Source organism: Streptomyces cupreus, from assembly GCF_014257025.1.
Taxonomy (GTDB): Bacteria; Actinomycetota; Actinomycetes; order Streptomycetales; family Streptomycetaceae; genus Streptomyces; species Streptomyces cupreus.
In genome coordinates this window covers 135,719-153,202 of the sequence record NZ_JACMSF010000003.1, presented here as the reverse complement: position 1 = coordinate 153,202, position 17,484 = coordinate 135,719, and the positions used below count along the sequence as shown (strand labels likewise).

General features: G+C 65.2%; 19 protein-coding genes and 2 pseudogenes. 12 read left to right on the top strand and 9 right to left on the bottom strand.

The window, feature by feature from the left end:
- Positions 1–7 precede the first annotated feature (7 nt).
- The 8 genes from H4N64_RS04075 (at position 8) to H4N64_RS04040 (ending at position 5,742) form a co-directional block, all read left to right on the top strand.
- On the top strand, positions 8–1,345 hold the full coding sequence (locus H4N64_RS04075; protein WP_186280699.1) for a CpaF family protein: 1,338 nt from the start codon (positions 8–10) through the stop codon (positions 1,343–1,345).
- Between the two features lie 10 nt (positions 1,346–1,355).
- Positions 1,356–2,300: a type II secretion system F family protein gene (locus H4N64_RS04070; RefSeq protein ID WP_186280698.1), complete on the top strand. Its 945-nt coding sequence runs from the start codon at positions 1,356–1,358 to the stop codon at positions 2,298–2,300.
- Positions 2,301–2,311: 11 nt separating this feature from the next.
- Entirely contained in the window at positions 2,312–3,199 is an 888-nt protein-coding gene (locus tag H4N64_RS04065; RefSeq protein ID WP_186280697.1) for a DUF5936 domain-containing protein, read from the top strand.
- A gap of 185 nt (positions 3,200–3,384) precedes the next feature.
- Positions 3,385–3,564 carry a hypothetical protein gene (locus H4N64_RS04060; RefSeq protein ID WP_186280696.1) on the top strand — a complete coding sequence of 60 codons (180 nt, stop codon included), beginning with the start codon at positions 3,385–3,387 and terminating at the stop codon, positions 3,562–3,564.
- A 145-nt stretch (positions 3,565–3,709) separates the two neighbouring features.
- The gene (locus H4N64_RS04055; protein ID WP_186280695.1) at positions 3,710–3,886 is read left to right on the top strand and encodes a Flp family type IVb pilin; all 177 of its coding nucleotides are present in this window, start codon (positions 3,710–3,712) and stop codon (positions 3,884–3,886) included.
- On the top strand, positions 3,883–4,485 hold the full coding sequence (locus H4N64_RS04050; protein WP_418896241.1) for a pilus assembly protein TadG-related protein: 603 nt from the start codon (positions 3,883–3,885) through the stop codon (positions 4,483–4,485). Before H4N64_RS04055 ends, H4N64_RS04050 begins: the two co-directional genes overlap by 4 nt.
- Positions 4,486–4,519: 34 nt before the next feature.
- A complete protein-coding gene (locus H4N64_RS04045; RefSeq protein ID WP_186280694.1) occupies positions 4,520–5,101 on the top strand; it encodes a hypothetical protein in 582 nt (193 codons plus the stop codon).
- Positions 5,102–5,109: 8 nt separating this feature from the next.
- Complete coding sequence (locus H4N64_RS04040; protein WP_186280693.1) at positions 5,110–5,742, top strand: OmpA family protein; 633 nt, start codon at positions 5,110–5,112, stop codon at positions 5,740–5,742.
- Between the two features lie 55 nt (positions 5,743–5,797).
- Here the strand turns inward: H4N64_RS04040 and H4N64_RS04035 are convergent, their stop codons facing one another.
- The 8 genes from H4N64_RS04035 to H4N64_RS04000 all read right to left on the bottom strand — a co-directional run bounded on the left by H4N64_RS04035 (position 5,798) and on the right by H4N64_RS04000 (position 13,550).
- Positions 5,798–7,474 (bottom strand): flavin monoamine oxidase family protein, encoded by a 1,677-nt coding sequence (locus H4N64_RS04035; protein WP_186280692.1) that lies wholly within the window; start codon positions 7,472–7,474, stop codon positions 5,798–5,800.
- A gap of 515 nt (positions 7,475–7,989) precedes the next feature.
- Positions 7,990–8,367, bottom strand: coding sequence for a DUF192 domain-containing protein (locus H4N64_RS04030; RefSeq protein WP_186280691.1), 378 nt, complete (start codon positions 8,365–8,367; stop codon positions 7,990–7,992).
- 73 nt (positions 8,368–8,440) lie between these two features.
- A complete protein-coding gene (locus H4N64_RS04025) occupies positions 8,441–9,565 on the bottom strand; it encodes an amidinotransferase (RefSeq protein WP_186280690.1) in 1,125 nt (374 codons plus the stop codon).
- 577 nt (positions 9,566–10,142) lie between these two features.
- Positions 10,143–10,796, bottom strand: a complete 654-nt coding sequence (locus H4N64_RS04020; RefSeq protein WP_186280689.1) for a hypothetical protein — start codon at positions 10,794–10,796, stop codon at positions 10,143–10,145.
- The gene (locus H4N64_RS04015; protein WP_186280688.1) at positions 10,793–11,476 is read right to left on the bottom strand and encodes a hypothetical protein; all 684 of its coding nucleotides are present in this window, start codon (positions 11,474–11,476) and stop codon (positions 10,793–10,795) included. The genes H4N64_RS04020 and H4N64_RS04015 overlap by 4 nt, the downstream gene beginning before the upstream one ends.
- Positions 11,473–11,820 (bottom strand): hypothetical protein, encoded by a 348-nt coding sequence (locus H4N64_RS04010; RefSeq protein ID WP_186280687.1) that lies wholly within the window; start codon positions 11,818–11,820, stop codon positions 11,473–11,475. Before H4N64_RS04010 ends, H4N64_RS04015 begins: the two co-directional genes overlap by 4 nt.
- Before the next feature lie 119 nt (positions 11,821–11,939).
- Positions 11,940–13,232 (bottom strand): putative T7SS-secreted protein, encoded by a 1,293-nt coding sequence (locus H4N64_RS04005; RefSeq protein WP_186280686.1) that lies wholly within the window; start codon positions 13,230–13,232, stop codon positions 11,940–11,942.
- A 3-nt stretch (positions 13,233–13,235) separates the two neighbouring features.
- Positions 13,236–13,550, bottom strand: coding sequence for a hypothetical protein (locus H4N64_RS04000; protein WP_186280685.1), 315 nt, complete (start codon positions 13,548–13,550; stop codon positions 13,236–13,238).
- Between the two features lie 186 nt (positions 13,551–13,736).
- On the opposite strand from H4N64_RS04000, the pseudogene H4N64_RS44780 reads away from it, so the two are divergent.
- Positions 13,737–13,871 (top strand): annotated as a pseudogene (locus H4N64_RS44780) (SAM-dependent methyltransferase); the annotation flags it as partial.
- 94 nt (positions 13,872–13,965) lie between these two features.
- Here the strand turns inward: H4N64_RS44780 and H4N64_RS46685 are convergent.
- Positions 13,966–14,323: pseudogene (locus H4N64_RS46685) on the bottom strand (DUF192 domain-containing protein).
- Between the two features lie 336 nt (positions 14,324–14,659).
- Between H4N64_RS46685 and H4N64_RS03995 the strand changes: the two are divergent.
- The 3 genes from H4N64_RS03995 to H4N64_RS03985 all read left to right on the top strand — a co-directional run bounded on the left by H4N64_RS03995 (position 14,660) and on the right by H4N64_RS03985 (position 17,465).
- Positions 14,660–15,319: a hypothetical protein gene (locus H4N64_RS03995; protein ID WP_186280684.1), complete on the top strand. Its 660-nt coding sequence runs from the start codon at positions 14,660–14,662 to the stop codon at positions 15,317–15,319.
- A 467-nt stretch (positions 15,320–15,786) separates the two neighbouring features.
- The gene (locus H4N64_RS03990; protein ID WP_186280683.1) at positions 15,787–16,446 is read left to right on the top strand and encodes a hypothetical protein; all 660 of its coding nucleotides are present in this window, start codon (positions 15,787–15,789) and stop codon (positions 16,444–16,446) included.
- The gene (locus tag H4N64_RS03985; RefSeq protein WP_186280682.1) at positions 16,434–17,465 is read left to right on the top strand and encodes a hypothetical protein; all 1,032 of its coding nucleotides are present in this window, start codon (positions 16,434–16,436) and stop codon (positions 17,463–17,465) included. Before H4N64_RS03990 ends, H4N64_RS03985 begins: the two co-directional genes overlap by 13 nt.
- The last annotated feature ends 19 nt before the right edge of the window (positions 17,466–17,484 follow it).

Sequence of the window (17,484 nt, the reverse complement as noted above, 5' to 3'; positions counted from 1 at the left end):
GAGAGCCATGAGCCTGCGGGCACGAATCAACTCCCCGGAGGAGAACGGACACAGGGGCGAGGACGGCCATCTGGTCGCCTCCTACCGGGCCAAGCTCCTGGAGGAGATCGACCTCGCGGAGATGAGTTCGCTCGCCGCGGCCGAACGCCGGGCCCGTCTGGAACGCGTCCTCGGCCACATCATCAGCCGCGAGGGCCCCGTGCTGTCGACGGTGGAACGCTCCCAGCTGATCCGCAGAGTCGTCGACGAGGCACTCGGCCTCGGCATCCTGGAACCCCTCCTGGAGGACGCGTCGATCACCGAGATCATGGTGAACGGCCCCGACGCGATCTTCGTGGAACGGGCAGGCAGGGTCGAGCAGTTGCCCCTCCGCTTCCCCTCCCACGACCAGCTGATGCAGACCATCGAGCGGATCGTGTCGACGGTGAACCGGAGGGTGGACGAGTCCAACCCGATGGTCGACGCACGCCTGCCGTCGGGCGAGAGAGTGAACGTGATCATCCCGCCCCTGTCCCTGACCGGCGCGACCCTCACCATCCGCCGCTTCCCCCGCTCCTTCACCCTGCACGAGATGATCGGCCTGGGCTCGCTCGACGAGCACATGGTGTATCTGCTGGCCGGCCTGGTGCAGGCGAAGTTCAACATCATCGTCTCGGGCGCGACGGGCACGGGAAAGACGACGCTTCTCAATGCCCTGTCCGGCCTGATCCCCGAGGTGGAACGGATCATCACGATCGAGGACTCGGCGGAACTGCAACTCCAGCAGGGCCATGTGATCCGCCTGGAGTCCCGCCCCCCGAACGTGGAGGGACAGGGCAGGGTCACGATCCGGGACCTGGTCCGCAACTCGCTCCGTATGCGCCCCGACCGCATAGTCGTCGGCGAGGTCCGGGGCGGCGAGTCCCTCGACATGCTCCAGGCCATGTCCACGGGCCATGACGGCTCCCTCGCCACCGTGCACGCCAACAGCACGGAGGACGCCCTGATGCGGCTGAAGACGCTGGCCTCCATGTCGGACGTGGAGGTCCCCTTCGAGGCGCTGCACGACCAGATCAACAGCGCGATCGACGTCATCATCCAGCTCACCCGCTTCGCCGACGGCGCCCGCCGCATCACCGAGATCGCCATCCTCGACAGCCACGGCGGCGAACCGTACCGACTGGCCACGGTCGCCCGCTTCAACGCCCAGCCGATGGCACCGGACGGCCGGATCTACGGCGCCTTCGAGTACTACCCCCTCCCACGCCGCACGGCGGACCGCCTCTACATGGCGAACCAGCCGGTGCCGCAGGCCTTCGGGGTGGCGCGAACCGTGGAGCAGTTGGCGATACGAGCGGCGAGGTAGGGAGGAAGTAATGGAATTCCGGACGCTGATCACGCTGACCACCGGCATCACCCTGCTGACCTGCGCCCTGGCGGTGGCCGGCATCCACGCCTACGCGGCCGGCCGGGCCCAGCGCCAGGCACTGGTGGAGCGACTCTCTTCCTCGGGCCAGATCGCTGTGGGGGGCCGTAGGCGCCGCTTCGGCGACCTGGACCGCAGACTGCGCCGTACGAAGCTGGGCCGGAAGCTGGAACTGCGGCTTGCGGCGACGGGCCTGGACGTGACGCCGGGCGAGTTCTTCGTCTACATGCTGACGGCGGTGGCGGGCCTGTGGCTGGTCGGCCAGGCGACGCTGGCGCCCTTCTTCGGCCCGATAGCGGGGCTGCTGGGGATCTGGGCGGCGGTCCAGTTCCTGAACTGGCAGCGCCAGAAGCGCATCGAGCGCTTCATCAACCAACTCCCCGAGCTGGCCCGCATCCTGGCGAACGCGACGCACGCGGGCCTTGCCCTGCGTACCGCGATCGGCATGGCGGCGGAGGAGCTGGAGGCCCCGGCGGGCGAGGAACTGGCGAAGGTGGCCAACCAGTTGGCGATCGGCGCCTCGATGGACGACGCGCTGGGCGAACTGGCGGACCGACTGCCGTCCCGCGAACTGGTCGTCCTGGTGACGACGCTGGTCCTGTCGAACAGGGCGGGCGGCCAGGTGGTCAGCGCCCTGCGCAACCTGACGGAGACGCTGGAGGAGCGAAAGGAGACCCGCAGGGAGATCCGCACCCAGCTCTCCCAGGTGAACATGACGTCGTACGCCGTCCCGGCCATGGGCATCGGCTCCCTGTTCCTGATGAACGGCGTGAAGGACGGCGCGCTGGACCGTATGACGGGTTCACCGGCCGGTCAGGTGGCGGTGATCGTGGCGTTCGGGCTGTACGCGATCGGTTTCGTCCTGATCCGCCGCCTGTCGCGGATCGACGTCTGAGAGGGGCTGTCATGGCACTGCTGCTGGCCCTGCTGATGGGCATGAGCGTGTGGGGCATCTTCGCGGGCATCCGCATGTACCGGGCGGATGTGAAACTCCCCGGTGACCTCCAGTTGGCGCTGGAGGTGGGCGCGACGCGCACCGGCGCGGTGGACTCGGTGATCGACCGCATGGGCATGCGGTACGCGCCGGCGGTGCTGCGCCTGATGGGCCCGAAGCAGGTGGCGAAGTACCGCCGCAAGATCGACCTGGCGGGCAACCCGGGCGGCCTCACGATCGACCGTTACGCGGCCCGCCGAGCGGTGTACGGCTGCCTGGGAGCGGTAGGCGGCCTGGTCTTCCTGATGCGAGGCCAGTATTTGGTGACTCTGCTCCTCCTCGCCTTCGGCGCGTTCTGGACGGAGGTCGGCATCTGGTCGGCGATCCGGATCCGCAAGGACGTGATCGAACGTACGCTGCCGGACTTCCTGGATGTGTTGGCGGTGGTGGTGAGCGCGGGCCTGGGTTTCCGCCAGGCACTGGACCGCGTGGCCTCCCGCTACGAGGGCCCCTGGGCGGACGAACTCCGCATCACGCTCCGCCAGATGGACCTCGGCATGAGCCGCCGCCAGGCCTTCGCGGAACTCCGACGCCGGAACGACTCGGAACAGGTCGCGATGTTCGTGACGGCACTCCAGCAGGGGGAGGAACTGGGGGCACCGATCGTCGACACGCTGGTGGCGTTGGCGAAGGACATGCGCAGGACGGACGCCCAGAACGCCCGCCGAAAGGCGGCGAGGGCGGTCCCCAAGGCCACGATGATGATCACGACGTTCATGGTCCCGGCCACGATGATCCTGCTGGGGGCGGGGCTGTTGCTGGGGTCGGGGACGGACTTCGGGTCTATTACGGGGGAGTAGGGGGGGAGTACGGGGGAGTGAGTCGGAGTGAGGTTGTGCCGACGGTGGCGCTCGCGCGAGCAAACGCTGAACGGCCGCCCTGGGTAAGGAATTTCCTCGAACTTCTTTCGCAGATGCAATCGGATGTGGGACAGTCGTGGTCGTACCGGCCAAGGCTTCGGCTGAGGGTGCAGGAGGGGGAGATCATGGACCGCATCGCATGCGGGACGCACGACCGACAGATCACCGCCCCCTGCTCCGCCGCCGAGAAGGCCACCAAGAACCACCTCGACCGCATCTTCGCCAAATCCCACAGCGTCAACCGTGCCGAGGCTTCCGCCAAGTGCCCGGGACGCAGGCGTGGTTCACGTCAAGGACTGAGGTGACCGGCGGTGACACGAGGTCGAATTTCAGACAGGACCCGAAATTGGGTCCTGGGACCCTCTGGTGTTCCGGCTGTTCCCGAATACGTTTCTCATGAGCCCTACGAGCCAACTGTTCAGCGATCGCCTGATACCAGAGGGGAACACAATGAAGAACTGGATCAAGTCCCGCGCCGCCCGGGGGGACGAGGGGCAGACGGCGGTGGAGTACTTGGGGATCATCGCGGTGGTCGTGGCGATTGTGTTGGCGATTACGGGGACGGATATCGGTCAGTCGATCTACAACGCGATCACCGACAAGATCATCGAAGTCACCGGTGGATGATGTGGCTGCGTAGGCACGGCGACTCAGGGCAGGCATTCCCCATCTACATCACGGTGGTGGGAGGCCTGCTCTTTCTCGCGTTCGCCTACCTTGCGGTCGGGCAGGCCGCGGCGAATCGGAACGGCGCCCAGACAGCCGCTGACGCTGCTGCCCTCGCGGCGGCGCAGGACACCCGGGACCAACTTGCGGGCAAGTGGATCGAAGTCGTACTCGACCCGACCCAGTGGCAGGACATCTTCGACGGCTACGCACCTGGACTTGTGCCTTCGTCGTGCGCGCGGGCAGATCAGCTCGCGGGACTGAACGACGCGCATGTGACCGGATGCGATCATCCGGGCCCCTTGGAGTACAAGGTCGCGGTCGAGATGGACAAGTCCGTCGGAGACTCCATCGTCCCCGGCACTGAGGAAATTCACTCGACAGAGTCCGCCATCGCCGTGATTGAGCCGCGCTGCACGTTCGAACTCCCCGAAGGCGACGCCGGAGACGATGTGCTGCCGCAGTTGACTTGCAAGGACAGGAACTGGGATCTCGATCCCGAAGACCTCACAGATCTGCCGGGCCCCGAGGACCTCTTCGACGTCCATCTTGCCGACTGACAAGCGAACGACGAGTGATGAAGGAATCAGAGGCATGAGCATTCGGTTCACGACGAAGGCCCGTAGGGGGATAGTCGCTCTGACTCTTGCGACTGGTCTGGCCCTCGGTGTGGCCGGCTGCGGCGGCGGAGACGACGAGCAGAAGCCGAAGCCTTCGGCGTCAGCCTCGGAGGAGAATGGTGGATCCGAGCCGAGTGCCCAGGAAGGACAGGCAGACGAGCCTTTGGCCGAACTGAAGGGGCCCGGCGGCTTGCTGCTTCAGCTCACCTCGGCACAGCGGGACTCGGGCGGCTTCGTCACGGTCGGCGGCACCCTGAAGAACGACGGCGACAAGACCCTGGCACTCCCGGCCCAGTTGAGCGGTAACGAGACCGAGATCATCAGAAACGGTCGATCGTTCGGTGGGGCGACTCTGGTCGATTCCAAGGGAAAGAAGCGCTATTACGTCCTACGGGACACGGATGGCCGCCCTCTCACGACCACGGGCATCACGTCCATCAAATCCGGTGAGAGCATCCCCGTGTTCATGCAGTTCCCCGCGCCACCGAACGACACGACGGAAGTCACCTTCCAGTTGCCCATGTTCGCCCCCGCAGACATCACGATCTCTGGGTGAGGCCTCACATGACCCCCACCCCACCCCGCTTTGCCCTGACCCTCACTGCCGTCTCGGTGATGGTCGCCATGAGCTTCATCGGAGCCGTGACCGCCCACGCGGACGACAACCCCAGCGTCCCCCCAGGAACCGAAGCCACAGCCACCGCCCCCGTCGAAGTGGACCCCAACGACCCAGACCTGAAGCTCCCCGAGGGCGCAACCCTCGCCGAAGCCAAGGTGCTGGACATCAAACAGGTAGTCGAAGACCAGAGCGGTGACGAACGCCGCGAAGACACCAACGCGGACGTGAAGTTCGCGCTGCAGGCGGAGGTCCTGTTCCCCAAGGACAGCGCCAAACTGAACGGCGAGGCAAAGGCCCGAATCGCAGCAATCGCGGAAGAGATCAAAACCCAGAACGCAACAAAGATCCGAGTCTTCGGCTTCACGGACAACCTGGGCTCATCGGCCCACGGCGACGTCCTGTCCAAACAACGAGCCAACGCCGTAGAAGACGTCCTCAAATCCGAACTGAACGACCCGAACATCACGTACGAGGTAAGAGGCTACGGCGAGCAATACCCCATCGCTTCCAACACAACAGAGGCCAGCCGCAAGAAGAACCGACGGGTAGAGGTCTCCTTCCCGCGCTCGGAGAGCTGACCGTCAGGCCGGGTGACGGTCGCCTGCGCCGTACCGTCACCCGGCGGGGATCCCCTTACGTGGTCAGGCTTCTCGCGTCAGGCGCCCGCTTGACGGGCCTGCGGGCCGCGCGCTTCCCCTCGATGATCCACTGGGACGCCCACTCCGCCGACATCAGCGCCCCCTCCTGCCAGCCGGGCAGCGCGGACACCTGGTCGCCGATCACGAAGAAGTTGTCCTGGCCCTGCGGGTAGATCAATGTCGAGTACATCTTCTTGTGCTCCGGGTCATCCCCGCGCCAGTCGGCCCACGCACCCAGTTGGGAGGGCACCTTCTTCCATGCGATCGACATGCCCAGCCGGTCCGGGACGATGGCGTTGCTGGCGAACTCGTCGTGCAGCTTCGTCGCGGCTGCGCGGGCCACGCTCAGCCGTTCCAGGTGCGGGCGGTTGCCGAGCGCGACCGCGTTCTCGTAGTGGTTGTACGCTCCGGTCAGCGTGCCCTTCCCCGCGGATGAGAAATAGTCGTTGGACGGATACCAGATCTGCTCGATCTCGTGATCGATCCTGCTGATGCCTCCGTAGATCTGATACCTCTCCGACTCCCAGAAGCGCTGGTTGGCTTGCCAGCCGACCTTGCAGGCGTCCGCGAAGGGTGTGCCCCGGACAGCGGACAGGAAGTCCTCGGAGAAGTTGTTGAGAGTGACGTGTTTGCGCAGCACCGACATCGGGATGTTGCTCAGGCAGTAGTCGAACCGCTGAGTACGCTCCGTGCCGTCCTGCGTCCAGCTGACGTTCACGCCGCTGCCGTCCAGGGCGATGCCTTGGACAGGCGCCTTGTATGTGATCGTGCCGGCCGGCAGTGCGGCGGCCGCGCGGCGCCAGATGCTGTCCATGCCACCGACCGGCTGAAACGATGTGGTGTGCCAGTGAAGATTGGAGTCCTGATAGAAGGAGTCTTCCCAGAACTCACTCGCCAGCAGGTCCTGGAGAAGCAGTGGATCCACCGGCTCCTCCATCTGCCGGACGGTCGGGGTCCTGGCCAAGCCGGAACGCGTGGAGCCTACGTAGCTCCTGTCGGTGGGATCGAGTGCGCCGAACTCGATGAGAAGATTCCCGAACTGTTCGCGCTGTGCGGGGGTCAGTCCGTCTTCGGCCTGCGTTCCCTTTTGCAGGGCCTGAGTGAGGTACTGGGCGATGTAGCCACGCGTGTCGTTGGCGATCCGGCGGTTGGGCCTGGGTGCGCCCCGCCATGCCTTGTCGGTCTGGTACAGGTTGGCTGTAGTGGTGTGGATGTACGGCTCCAGCGGGACCTTGAGTTTGCGACAGAAGTCGAGGACCCGCTGGTGGACGTACGGGATGCGGCCGGCGCCGAGGTTGAGGTAGAGGTTCTCGTCGAACTGGCAGGTCTGGGTCTGAACCGAACCGTCATCCCACACTTCGCTGATCTCGTCGCCTGGGCGGGCGGTCAGTGTGCGGCCCCCGACCCGGCTCTGGGACTCCAGCACCGTCACCCGGTAGCCGGCCTCCACGAACCGGATCGCGGCCGCCAGGCCGGCGGGGCCGGCGCCGAGGACTGCCACCGTCTTGCCGTTGTCCACCTTCCTGACCGGTCTCGTCAGCCCGTCGGTGGCGGGCGCCGCGAACGCCGGTACGGCTCCGGTCATGACCTGCGCCAGTGTCGCCGAGGTAGCGGCGGCCCCGGCCATGCCCAGGAAGTGACGACGCGAGGTACCCTCGCCCGACTGACTCATCGTGTGCTCCTCCAGCAATGTCAACGACGGCAACTGCGGAGAGTAATCATTATCACGTAGAGTCATCGATGAAGGACGTCGCGTTACGACACGCCACGCGTGGGCCGTTCGCTCGGGTCAGAGCTGCTCGGGTGTGGTGATGCGACCCTGGCTACGGCGAAGAAGAGTTCGACGGCCCGTTCCTGGACAACTGCCTTGTCGAGGGCGCCGACACGTACGGGTTCATACCCGGCGTCGATGATGAGCCGTGCACGGCGAAGTTGAGGTTGAGACCCCGCATCCGGTCGAGTGCCTCGGCGACAACGGGGCCGGGAACGGCGAGTAGGACGCCCCGGCGTCAGCGTCGACGAGTCCATCTTGGCCAGGGCAGAAACAACCACCACTCTCGGTGACAAGAACGACGGAATCGCCCCATGCCGACGAACTCGCCCAGCCCATCGGAGCCACCCCGCGCCCTGGGCCAACTGGTGTGGGCCAATCGCGGCCGTACCGACCCGCTAACGGCTAACGGCTGCTCACCCGATACCGCAGTCCACCTCGACGACCACCCGCACCCCAACCCGCAGCCCCCACCCCACCATCGCCCCGGCCCCGGCCTCCAGCACGTGCCGGGCCCGGAGTCGAGGCAATCCGAGGCGGCCGGGCTTCATGGTGCGTACGGCGATGACACGCAGCCGCCGATCGAGATACGCGACGTCGATGGGGATCCGCATGCCGATGGTGTGCACGCTGTTGGCGGGGGACAGCAGGAGTACCCCGTCCACGGCGTCCCGCCCGAGCAGTCCCCGAGTCCGGGCCCGATAGGACGAGGCGATCTCAAGAGGCAGGCCGATATCCCCCACCTGTCCCTGAACGACCAACTTCCCTCGCCCGTCCCGCCATTGCCGTCCCATGACGAGGTATCTCCCCGATCACAGCAGCGCTATTCACGCCACCGAATTCAGGACCCGAAGCCGAGCCGTTCCCTCACCCGACGTACGACTCAAGTGCCCCGCGACGCCGAACATCCAGCGTGGCGCAGTGAAAGGACCCGCCGAACGGCGCGTAGTGCAGCAGCTCGCACGGCACCGGTTCGAACCCCCAGGATTCGAGCGCACGGAGCATAGAGGTGTGATGCCGCTCCGCGATCACCCGATTCTCGTCGACCATGAGCACGTTCATGCTGAGCCACCTGCCGCACATCGAGGTGATCTTCAGTAGCCGCTCGTCCAGCGGATCGGGCTGGGGAGCGACCAGTACCTCCCACGACCGCAGGACGTCGGGCAGCCGGTCGAGATCGACGTACTCAGGATTGACCAGGACCTTCCCGGGCGAGAGCGGCACGAATGTCGTATCGATGTGCATGGGTGCGCGGCAGCGGCTCTCGATCTCGTGGATGCGATAGCCGGGTCCCAGATGTCGGCGCAACCATTCGATCCCCATCCGGTTGGTGACATTGCTCCGCGTAACGAACAGATCACGCCCCGCACGCACGAAATCGGCCGCGTCGAATACCGGCTCGAACTCGGTGAGGATGTACCGCATGGGCTCGCCCGCCTCGGGGACGCGGAAATCCGCCTCGTAGAGCTCATCGGTGAGCTGGGGCTTGGGCGCCGCCGTCCACCGTGCCCCGCGCCGGAAGTAGTCCTTGAGGATCGGGCGATAGGAATGGGTCTCGAAATACCGGCACGGCCATGCCATCGGGGTCTCGATGATCTCGTCGCCGATCACGAGAAGGCTGTCGCGCGGGCAGGTGTTGCAGAAACCGCGCGACGACCAGTCGGGCGTGCCGAAGCGTCGCCGATGGTCGACCGGATCAGGGCGTCTGACGATGACACCGAGTGACTGAAGCAGGGCGATGAACTGATCGAGCTCATGTTGCGCCCGCTCGACGAGCACCCGCGGGTACCGAAAGCCGGCGGCAAGCCCCTGAATCCGCGCCGCCCACGGGGGGAGATTGCAGGTCACAACGGGATGGTCGGAGGGAATGGTCGCACCGTCGAGCCGCCCGACGACGACCTCCTCCAACGGGTCCCACTCGTTGTGAGAATTCACGGGCGAAACCAGAGACTCAGCAGCCTCAATGCCCATGATCGAGCGCTCTGCTGTCATACCCAACGGCTTTCGAACGCAGACCTCCGTACCCCCATGCAGCCCGGGTTACCCAAATCAGGGATCCAAACCCTCTCACCTGAGCCGACGGGCTCCTTTATCCAGGCCGTCAACCGCTGACGTGCAGGGCGCCGCTGTTGTGACTGGGGACGCCCTCAGCCTTGCCGTGGCCGGTCGAACAGCAGGCGCACGCCTGCGTGGGTCAAGGACTCGCCCAGGGCGCGCAGTTGAGCCGGTGGCATGCGCATTTCGAAGGCTTGCCGCGCTCCGTGGGGAACTGGAGCGCCGTTCCATCTGTGCATCGCAGATGGAACGAGCCCTCGGTGACGGAAACCACGACCACATCGCTTAGAGCCCAAGGACGTGCTCCCTGCTGGACGGTCGCTCCTGGCTCTTCGGACGACAGCCTGGCCCGGCGGTGACGTCGAGTCGCTTCGGATGTCTGAATCATGGTTTGCCAGTTCCCCCGCGACACCCACCAGCATGGTCGGCCCGCGGTCCCGCGTTCGAGCCCTGACCGTCGCAGAACACTTCGTGCAGGCCGTTCTCGTCCTTCACCACACATCAATGGCCAGGGTCATGAGGACTTCCAGGTATCCGCTTCCTCATCAGGGCTGATCCGGATGGCGCGGGCGAATTCGTCGACATCGTCGAGAGCCCGGAGGATCCGGCCGGCGTCGGGATCGGCCAGGATGATCAGGACGTCCGCGGCTTCCGTGCCCTTCTCGTAGCGCCAGGCGTAACGGAGGCCGACGTGCACCTCGTTGCTGTCCTCGTCCTGGTAATAGCGCAGCACTCGCAGGCCGGCTCCCAGATGCGGGGAGTCGAAGTCCTCGACGATGGGAGGCTCGACGGTGTAGCTCGCATCGGCGTGGGTCAGCTCACGCAGTGCCGTTTTCCGGTCTTCGCCCTCCTCGATCTCCACCAGGTCGACATACGCAGGAAGCGGGATCTCCCGTGGGTGCGGGAGATGGAGGAAGACCTCGAAGTCCGGAAATGCTGCGGGCGCCCTGAGGGCGTACATCAACAGGATGTTGGTCAGCAGGTCGACTTCGCCCGGTTCTGGCTTCTCCGACGCGAAATCCTCCCAGAGACCCTCGGCGAAGTAGCGTGCCCACGCCTCAGGAGTCTGCGCCTCCTCGATGTCCTCAAGTCCCGGTTCCGGCCACATGAGCGGGATACGGATCCAAGGGGACAGATCCATGGCGTGCTTGACGTTGAGCCAGCTCACTCATAACTCCATCTGAACGTGCCGACCACCGCGTCGAACAAGTCGACCAGCACGTCGGTGAATTCACTGTCGATATCGCCGTCACCCGGTGTGGAGAAGTTGATGCTGATCCAGCGACCGGGATCGTCCGCCACGGGGATCACATAATCGACCCGCCGCGTCGGCAGGGCGGCCTGCTGTACGGCTTCGGGGGCGGAACTCAGCTGCTCCTCGTCAGGGATGGAGCGGTACGCGCGGCGGAGTGCGGGTGCCCCTGCCACGTCAACCTTTGTCGCCGTTCCGCCGGGGGCGTCCTCGCTGGCCAGCTGAGCGATCACTGCCTGTGGAGGAACCGCGTGGCCTTGGCCGATCGGCATCTCGGCGACGATGAAAGAGGCCATGAGGAAGATGCCCCCGCGCGGGAGCACCGGGACGTAGAGGTCAAGGCCACCGTTTCTTCTGGCCGCACGGGCCTGCTTCTCCAACTGGCGACGCATGTCCAGGCGGAAGCGCATCGCGTCATCCCGGGGAATGCCCTCCGGGACTTGCCCCATGTGCGAGAAGAGGACGTTCTCAAGTGCTTCCTTCGTGCCTTCGCGCAGGGGGATGCGGACCCAGCCGGGCGGCAGGATGAGCTCATAGCCGCGGGGAGCGCTCGCCTCGACGGGGGGTGGCTGTTGCTCCAGATCGGACGTGCTCACGCGCGGGCCTGCTTCTTGAGCTGCCAGTCGGCCACCAGGATCGTCAGGGAGGAGAGCACCGAAATCACGGCCAGCCAGCTGTAGCCGATGGTCGCGAATACGTTCGGGAGCAGGAAAAGGCAGGAAACGATCTTGATCGTCTGCGAGAAGTTGGCACCCCTCCGCGGGTCACGGATCAGCTCTCGGTTCTTGAAGAACAGGAGCAGCATCAGAACCGGGCCAATCATCATCGGCCAAACTGCGTAGCCTGTGGTGAGCCAGTCCATCCCCCCGTATTTGCTTCCGAGGTCTTGGAAGGCAAAACAGAGGATCGGCACCAATGTGAACGCGGCAAGAAATTTCATGGCACGAGACTCTTCTGGGCTTTTCGCCGGGACTGTTGCCACTATCTCCCACTCCAGAAAACTTGGCTTGGAATTTTGCTGCGCCTGATGGCTGTCGGTCGAACCTTACTCAGGATTTTTCACCAGCGACTCCCGACTTCACGCGTGAGAACATCCTTGGCGTCTCCATACGCGTCGCCGCCAAATCTTTCTCCGGCCTTGTCTCCGAGGTCTACGGAGGTGGCTGCCAGGTAGTTCAAGCGGAAGTTCCTTGCCGCCTTTTCCATCGCGTCGGCCGCCCTCACCACATCGGGGTTCCCGCCGAACTCGGCCCGCATCGCCTTGGCGAACTTGCTCGCGCTGACGACCTCCCTATCGCCGCCCAGCAGGCGGTCCAGTCGGGTTGTCCCGGGTCGTGTTTCCTTCGCTCCGATCTGGCGCAGCGCATTCTTCGCGCGCACTGCTTTCGCGCCGCGGGCCGAGTCCGTGCCGTATCGCATGATGTTCTTGTCGAGCAACTTGCGCAGATTCGCGTACCTCTGGAACCGTCCCGCCCTACTTGCGGCCTTGAGTGTTGTCGCTGCGGCCTTCACGCCCTTCATCGCGATGCTGCCGAATCCCAGCGTCGCCAGCGCGAAGACGTCCATGGCGACATCCGCCCAGTTCCCGTCACCGGAGAGGGCCAGCAGTGTGTGCCCAATGCCGACGAGCGCCGTGAGACTGATGGCGGTCACCGTGATCAGGGTCGCCAGCCATCCGACCGGTGTGAAGAGGAGGGCGATAACCCCGATGATGGTCGCTGCCCAACTCAGGACTTCAACGACGGATTTGATCGTATCCGCATGCTCGTGCACCCAGTCCTTGAAGTTCTCCCACGGACTGTCCTTGATGATGTCAGAGATGTCGTGGCCGATGTTCTCGGCGTAATGCTGGGCGCGGGAGTCGCGTTCGGAGATGACCTGGTTGAGCTGCTTGTGGAACGGCGCCAGGTGGCTGTTGAGGTCGGACTCCTCCGACGTCTTCTTGTCGCCGTCCTTCTTGGCCTCGGCTTCCTTTTTCTTCACCTCGGCAGCGTGTTCCTCGTCGGCCTGCTTCGCGCCTCGGAGGACGCCGTCGGCCCGTTCCTGGAAGCCCTCCAGCTCGGTGGCCCAACTGCCGAGGTCGCCGACCACACGTTCGTAGCGGCCCGCCGTCTCGCGGAAGCGCTTTTCGAGGTCGCCGGACTTCTCGCGGATCTTGTCGGCGTACTTGCCCTGCAGCGCGTCGCCGTCGGCCGCCTTGCGTAGGGTGCGGGCCTGGTCGCGGAGGGTTGAGGCGAGGTTCTTCATCCTGCTGACCTCGTCGCGGATGTCCTCCGGATCGCCGGGGATCGGGTCCTTCTCCGCCAGCGGATGCCAGTCGACCGGTCGGCGCCTTCCCTTACCCGTACCCATCCGTCAATTTCCCCCGTTTTTGCCGCGCTTCTTCTCGTTCGCGTTCTTGAGATCGAGGTCCAGCTTCTCGAAGCTCTTGAGTGCGGTCTCTACATGCTTGCCCAAGTCCTCGACATTTTCGAGGAGTTCACGCCGATAGTTGTCCCAGTTGCTGACGAAATCATCCATCTTGCCAGCGATGCTGCCGTGGCCCCAGATATCACGGATGTCGGCGCGGTGTTTGTCGATACCTTTGAGGGCTCTCTTGATGTCCCTCAGATTCGTCTTCGAAGACTCCAGGAGTGTGTAGTCGACTACCAAGCGGTCGTGCTCCCCCATGGGCCTCTCCGTTTGCACTTACGTGGTCAGCACGCTTCCGTTGGGCTCAACTCACCGGCACAGCCACCGCAGACGTCTCCCACTCCCAGCCGGATGATCACGAGGCGGCCGTGCCTGCCGCTACATCCTCTCCCATCCCTAATGTGCTGGCGCAACTGGGGCTGCTGGACACCGGCCGGATCGCCGACCTGCGCAGGGGAGGTGCTCGACTTCGCGCTTGGGCGGGTCGAGAAGGTACCCGTCCTCGCTGTCGCCACCGAGGGCCGACCGTCCAACGTGGCCAAGGCCACCGCGCTGCTCCGCCCGCGTGGCGAGGCCGTCGCCGGAACGACAACAGCCACTCACTCCATTGCCATCCGTTCCGTTGCGATCACAGCTTGACGGAACGGATGGCCGTCCCGCAGAGTCCGGCCGGTCATGGCCGCCCGGCTCCCCCGTCTGTCTCCACGTCGACCACCACTCCGGTCCGCAATCCCCACGCCGCCATGGCCCCAGCCTCGGCTTCCAGCGCATGCCGGGCCCGCAGCCGAGGCAGCCCGAGCCGCGCAGGCTTCATGCCGCGTACAGAGATGACAGGCAGTCGGCGATGGGGATAGGCGACGTCGATGGGATCCGCATGCCGAAGGCCTGGACGCTGTTGGCGGGGAGGGCAGGAGGGCCCCGTCGACGGAGTCCCGCCCGAGCAGCCCTCGCCTGCGGGCCCGAAGCGACGAGGCGACCTTCAGCGGCAAGGTGGCGTCACCGGGCTCCCCCCTACGACCAACTTCCCTCACCCGTCAGACCATTGTCTCCCATGGCAAGTACCTCCCCGATCCGAGTAGCACTACTCCTTGCCGGGCCATGGGCCGCGCGGCGAGCACAAGCCGACCTGCCGGGACCTGATCTTGGTGAGGTATCTCCGTTGCTCGTTCATGAGCGGAACGGCCTGCTCGCGGTAGCTCGGCGAGCGGGCCCCCGCGTTATGCAACCGTCACAGCTCAACCGGGGCTACAGCGCGCCGATTTGGTCATACATGCCCGCCGAACGGCAAGCTTTACCCTGGTGTCGCCGTACCCCCCTGGATAGCGTTGCTTCGCTCAAGAGGAGCCTCGTCACACCGGGAGCCGACCGTGAACCGCCGCCCCACCCTCCTCGCAGCGATCACGCTGACTGCCGCTGCGGCCCTGACGCTGTCCGCGTGCGGGAGCGGCGACAGCTCCAACGGCAAGGGCAACGACAAGATGGCGGGAGTCGGCACAGGGAGCAGGAAGTCCCCGTCGCCGAGGGCTGACGCGTCGGACTCCGATGACCGACCGAAGATCACCTTCCCCTCAGACGCCAAGAACGTTTTCGAGGACCAGAAGACGGGCGACGCAACGAAGGACGCGGTGCTCGCTGACAGCGCCCTGAGTGTGAACGCCGTCGATGAAGCGATCTTTGAGGGGAACACGGACACGAAGGCGCTCGGCTTCTACAACACCGGCAAAGCCCTGGAGTCGTCGATTACTTTCGTGCAGCAGTACATAGACGGCGGCGACACATGGACCGGCGTGACCCGCTACTTCGACTACAAGGTGACCTTGTCCGGCGCTGACAAGGCCTCCGTCACCTACTGCTCCGACGAGGGCAAGTCCTACATCAAGAACCGGAAGACAGGGAAGGTCGACAGGTCGACTGTCACCACGGACTCCTACGTGCTGTACAACACCAGCCTCACCAAGAATGACAAGGGAGTCTGGCAGACCACCGACATCGTCTCGAACAGGGGGAACAAGGCGTGCCAACCGTAAGGAACTCGGCGAGGGTCGCAGCGTTCGAGGCGTCCGAGATGGGCTGGAGGCCCATCCACCGGCCATAGGCTGCCGGTCCGTCGCGGTGCGCATCAGCCACGCGGGCTCTCCGGGCAGCTCGCTCGCCTCTCGGCAGGTGAGAGTCATCGAGCGTCGCCGGTCAGTCGGTTCGTCAGCCTGGCCGTCGTCGGAGGCGCCGGAGGGCATCGCATTGACGAACACCCCCTGCCCTGAACCCCTTGAACGATCTCCTTTGCTCGCTTTTCATAAGCGGAACGGCCCGCTCGCGGCACTGCTCGTGGAGCAGGCCCCCGCGTTATGCAACCGTTATGCCTCAACGGTGTTCACAGGAGACCGATTTGGTGGCATACGCCCCGCCGAACGGCAAGCTTCACCCTGGTGTCGTCACACCCCCCTGGATAGCGTTGCTTCGCTCAAGAGAAGCCTCGCCTAACCGGGAGCCGACCGTGAACCGCCGCCCCACCCTCCTCGCAGCGATCACGCTGACCGCCGCAGCGGCCCTGACGCTGTCCGCGTGCGGGAGCGATGACAGCTCCGAGAACAAGGACAACGACAAGATCGCGGGAGCAGACACGGGAGCCGAGACGTCGGCGTCCCCGAGCGAGAGCGCTCCGGCCGCCGCGGACCGCCCGAAGATCGAACTTCCGTCCGACCTGTCCTACACCTTCGACTGGTCCAAGACGGGCGACCAGGAAAAGGACGCGGTCCTCGCCGACAGCGAGCAGTCCATCAAGGCCGTGGACTTGGCGATCGTCAATCAGGACGCGCTCGACAAGGCGTACCTCTACTACTACGAGGGTGAGGCGGCCGCCACCACTGAGGAGTTCATCAAGGCGTACGTCAAGGCCAAGGCGCGCGTCACTGGTGCGTACCGCTATTACGACGCGGTCGCCAACGTGAGCGGGAAGGACCAGGCCTCGCTTGTGTACTGCGAGGACCAGAGCAAGGCCTACGACATGTACCTGGAGACCGAGAAGGTCAACAAGACGCCGGCCACGAAGAACAGCTACGTGCTCTACACCACCCAGTTGCGCAAGAACGACAAGGGTGTATGGGTGATCGACAAGATCCAGTCCCAGAGGGGAAGCGACAAGTGCCAGCCCTGAGTGCCACTTCGCGAGCGCTGATCGTGCCCGTCGCGATCGTTTCGGCCCTGCTGAGCGGTACCCCTGCGCTCGCTGACAACACAATCGGCGGCGGCGCTCAGGCGCCCACCCCCGGTACCGGCGCCGACGTAGAAGGCGACACCGTCTCCGTGACCGCCGGAGGTGTCGTCTTCGATCACTCGAAGAACGGCAGCGGCAACTCCACGGGCACGCTGACCTCTTCGACCTCCTGGTCGCCCCCTCCTTGCTGGTACGCCCCGAAGTACACCCCCGAGCAGCTCCAGAAGTACCTGGAGCCGATCTGGGAGGCAGGCTCGACGGGCTACGAGTGGGACGCCGAGCAGCGGGAGAAGTACAACGCCAATGACCCGGAGAAGGGCTTCAACAAGGACAAGTCCGGTAAGGGTTACTGGTGGGGCTCGTACGTCGATGAGAGCTACCCCCCGGGCTGGGACTCCTGCGACAAGGACTACTTCTGGGTGGACACCGGCGACGCCCCTCCCGCCGACATCGAGAACGCCGTGACCCCGGAGATCCTCGCCGAACTCGCCTACGCCGAGATCCGAGTCCCCGGCACCGAGGTCACCTTGGCCCCCGAGAACGCCACCAAGGTCAACCTCCCGACCTGGGCCTGGCTGGACGGCGCCGAGTTCAAGCCGGTCTCGGTCACCGCGTCCGTGCCGGTGCTGAACCTTGAGGCGACCGCGACGGCGGAACCGGTCTCGCTCAAGATCGAGCCCGGTACGGCGGACGCCGTCACCTACCCGGCATCCGGCGTGTGCGAGATCAACAACGGCCGTATCGGCGAGCCGTACGCCAAGGGCAAGGCCGACCAGACCCCGCCCTGCGGAGTGAAGTACCTCCGCTCGTCCGGCGACGGCACCTTCCCGCTCCAGGCCACCATCACCTGGGAAATCAACTGGACCGGCACCGGCGGAGCCGGCGGCGACCTCCCCGACGGCACCTTCGGCGCAACCCAGAACGTCGTCGTACAGGAGATCCAGGCCGTCAATCGGTGAGAGCGCCGCGGTAGTCAGT

What these genes read in the sequence shown, in the direction of transcription:
- H4N64_RS04075 (WP_186280699.1), top strand. Translation starts at nt 8, where the DNA reads ATGAGCCTGCGGGCACGAATCAACTCCCCGGAGGAGAACGGACACAGG.
- H4N64_RS04070 (WP_186280698.1), top strand. Translation starts at nt 1,356, where the DNA reads ATGGAATTCCGGACGCTGATCACGCTGACCACCGGCATCACCCTGCTG.
- H4N64_RS04065 (WP_186280697.1), top strand. Translation starts at nt 2,312, where the DNA reads ATGGCACTGCTGCTGGCCCTGCTGATGGGCATGAGCGTGTGGGGCATC.
- H4N64_RS04060 (WP_186280696.1), top strand. Translation starts at nt 3,385, where the DNA reads ATGGACCGCATCGCATGCGGGACGCACGACCGACAGATCACCGCCCCC.
- H4N64_RS04055 (WP_186280695.1), top strand. Translation starts at nt 3,710, where the DNA reads ATGAAGAACTGGATCAAGTCCCGCGCCGCCCGGGGGGACGAGGGGCAG.
- H4N64_RS04050 (WP_418896241.1), top strand. Translation starts at nt 3,883, where the DNA reads ATGATGTGGCTGCGTAGGCACGGCGACTCAGGGCAGGCATTCCCCATC.
- H4N64_RS04045 (WP_186280694.1), top strand. Translation starts at nt 4,520, where the DNA reads ATGAGCATTCGGTTCACGACGAAGGCCCGTAGGGGGATAGTCGCTCTG.
- H4N64_RS04040 (WP_186280693.1), top strand. Translation starts at nt 5,110, where the DNA reads ATGACCCCCACCCCACCCCGCTTTGCCCTGACCCTCACTGCCGTCTCG.
- H4N64_RS04035 (WP_186280692.1), bottom strand. Translation starts at nt 7,474, where the DNA reads ATGAGTCAGTCGGGCGAGGGTACCTCGCGTCGTCACTTCCTGGGCATG.
- H4N64_RS04030 (WP_186280691.1), bottom strand. Translation starts at nt 8,367, where the DNA reads ATGGGACGGCAATGGCGGGACGGGCGAGGGAAGTTGGTCGTTCAGGGA.
- H4N64_RS04025 (WP_186280690.1), bottom strand. Translation starts at nt 9,565, where the DNA reads ATGACAGCAGAGCGCTCGATCATGGGCATTGAGGCTGCTGAGTCTCTG.
- H4N64_RS04010 (WP_186280687.1), bottom strand. Translation starts at nt 11,820, where the DNA reads ATGAAATTTCTTGCCGCGTTCACATTGGTGCCGATCCTCTGTTTTGCC.
- H4N64_RS04005 (WP_186280686.1), bottom strand. Translation starts at nt 13,232, where the DNA reads ATGGGTACGGGTAAGGGAAGGCGCCGACCGGTCGACTGGCATCCGCTG.
- H4N64_RS04000 (WP_186280685.1), bottom strand. Translation starts at nt 13,550, where the DNA reads ATGGGGGAGCACGACCGCTTGGTAGTCGACTACACACTCCTGGAGTCT.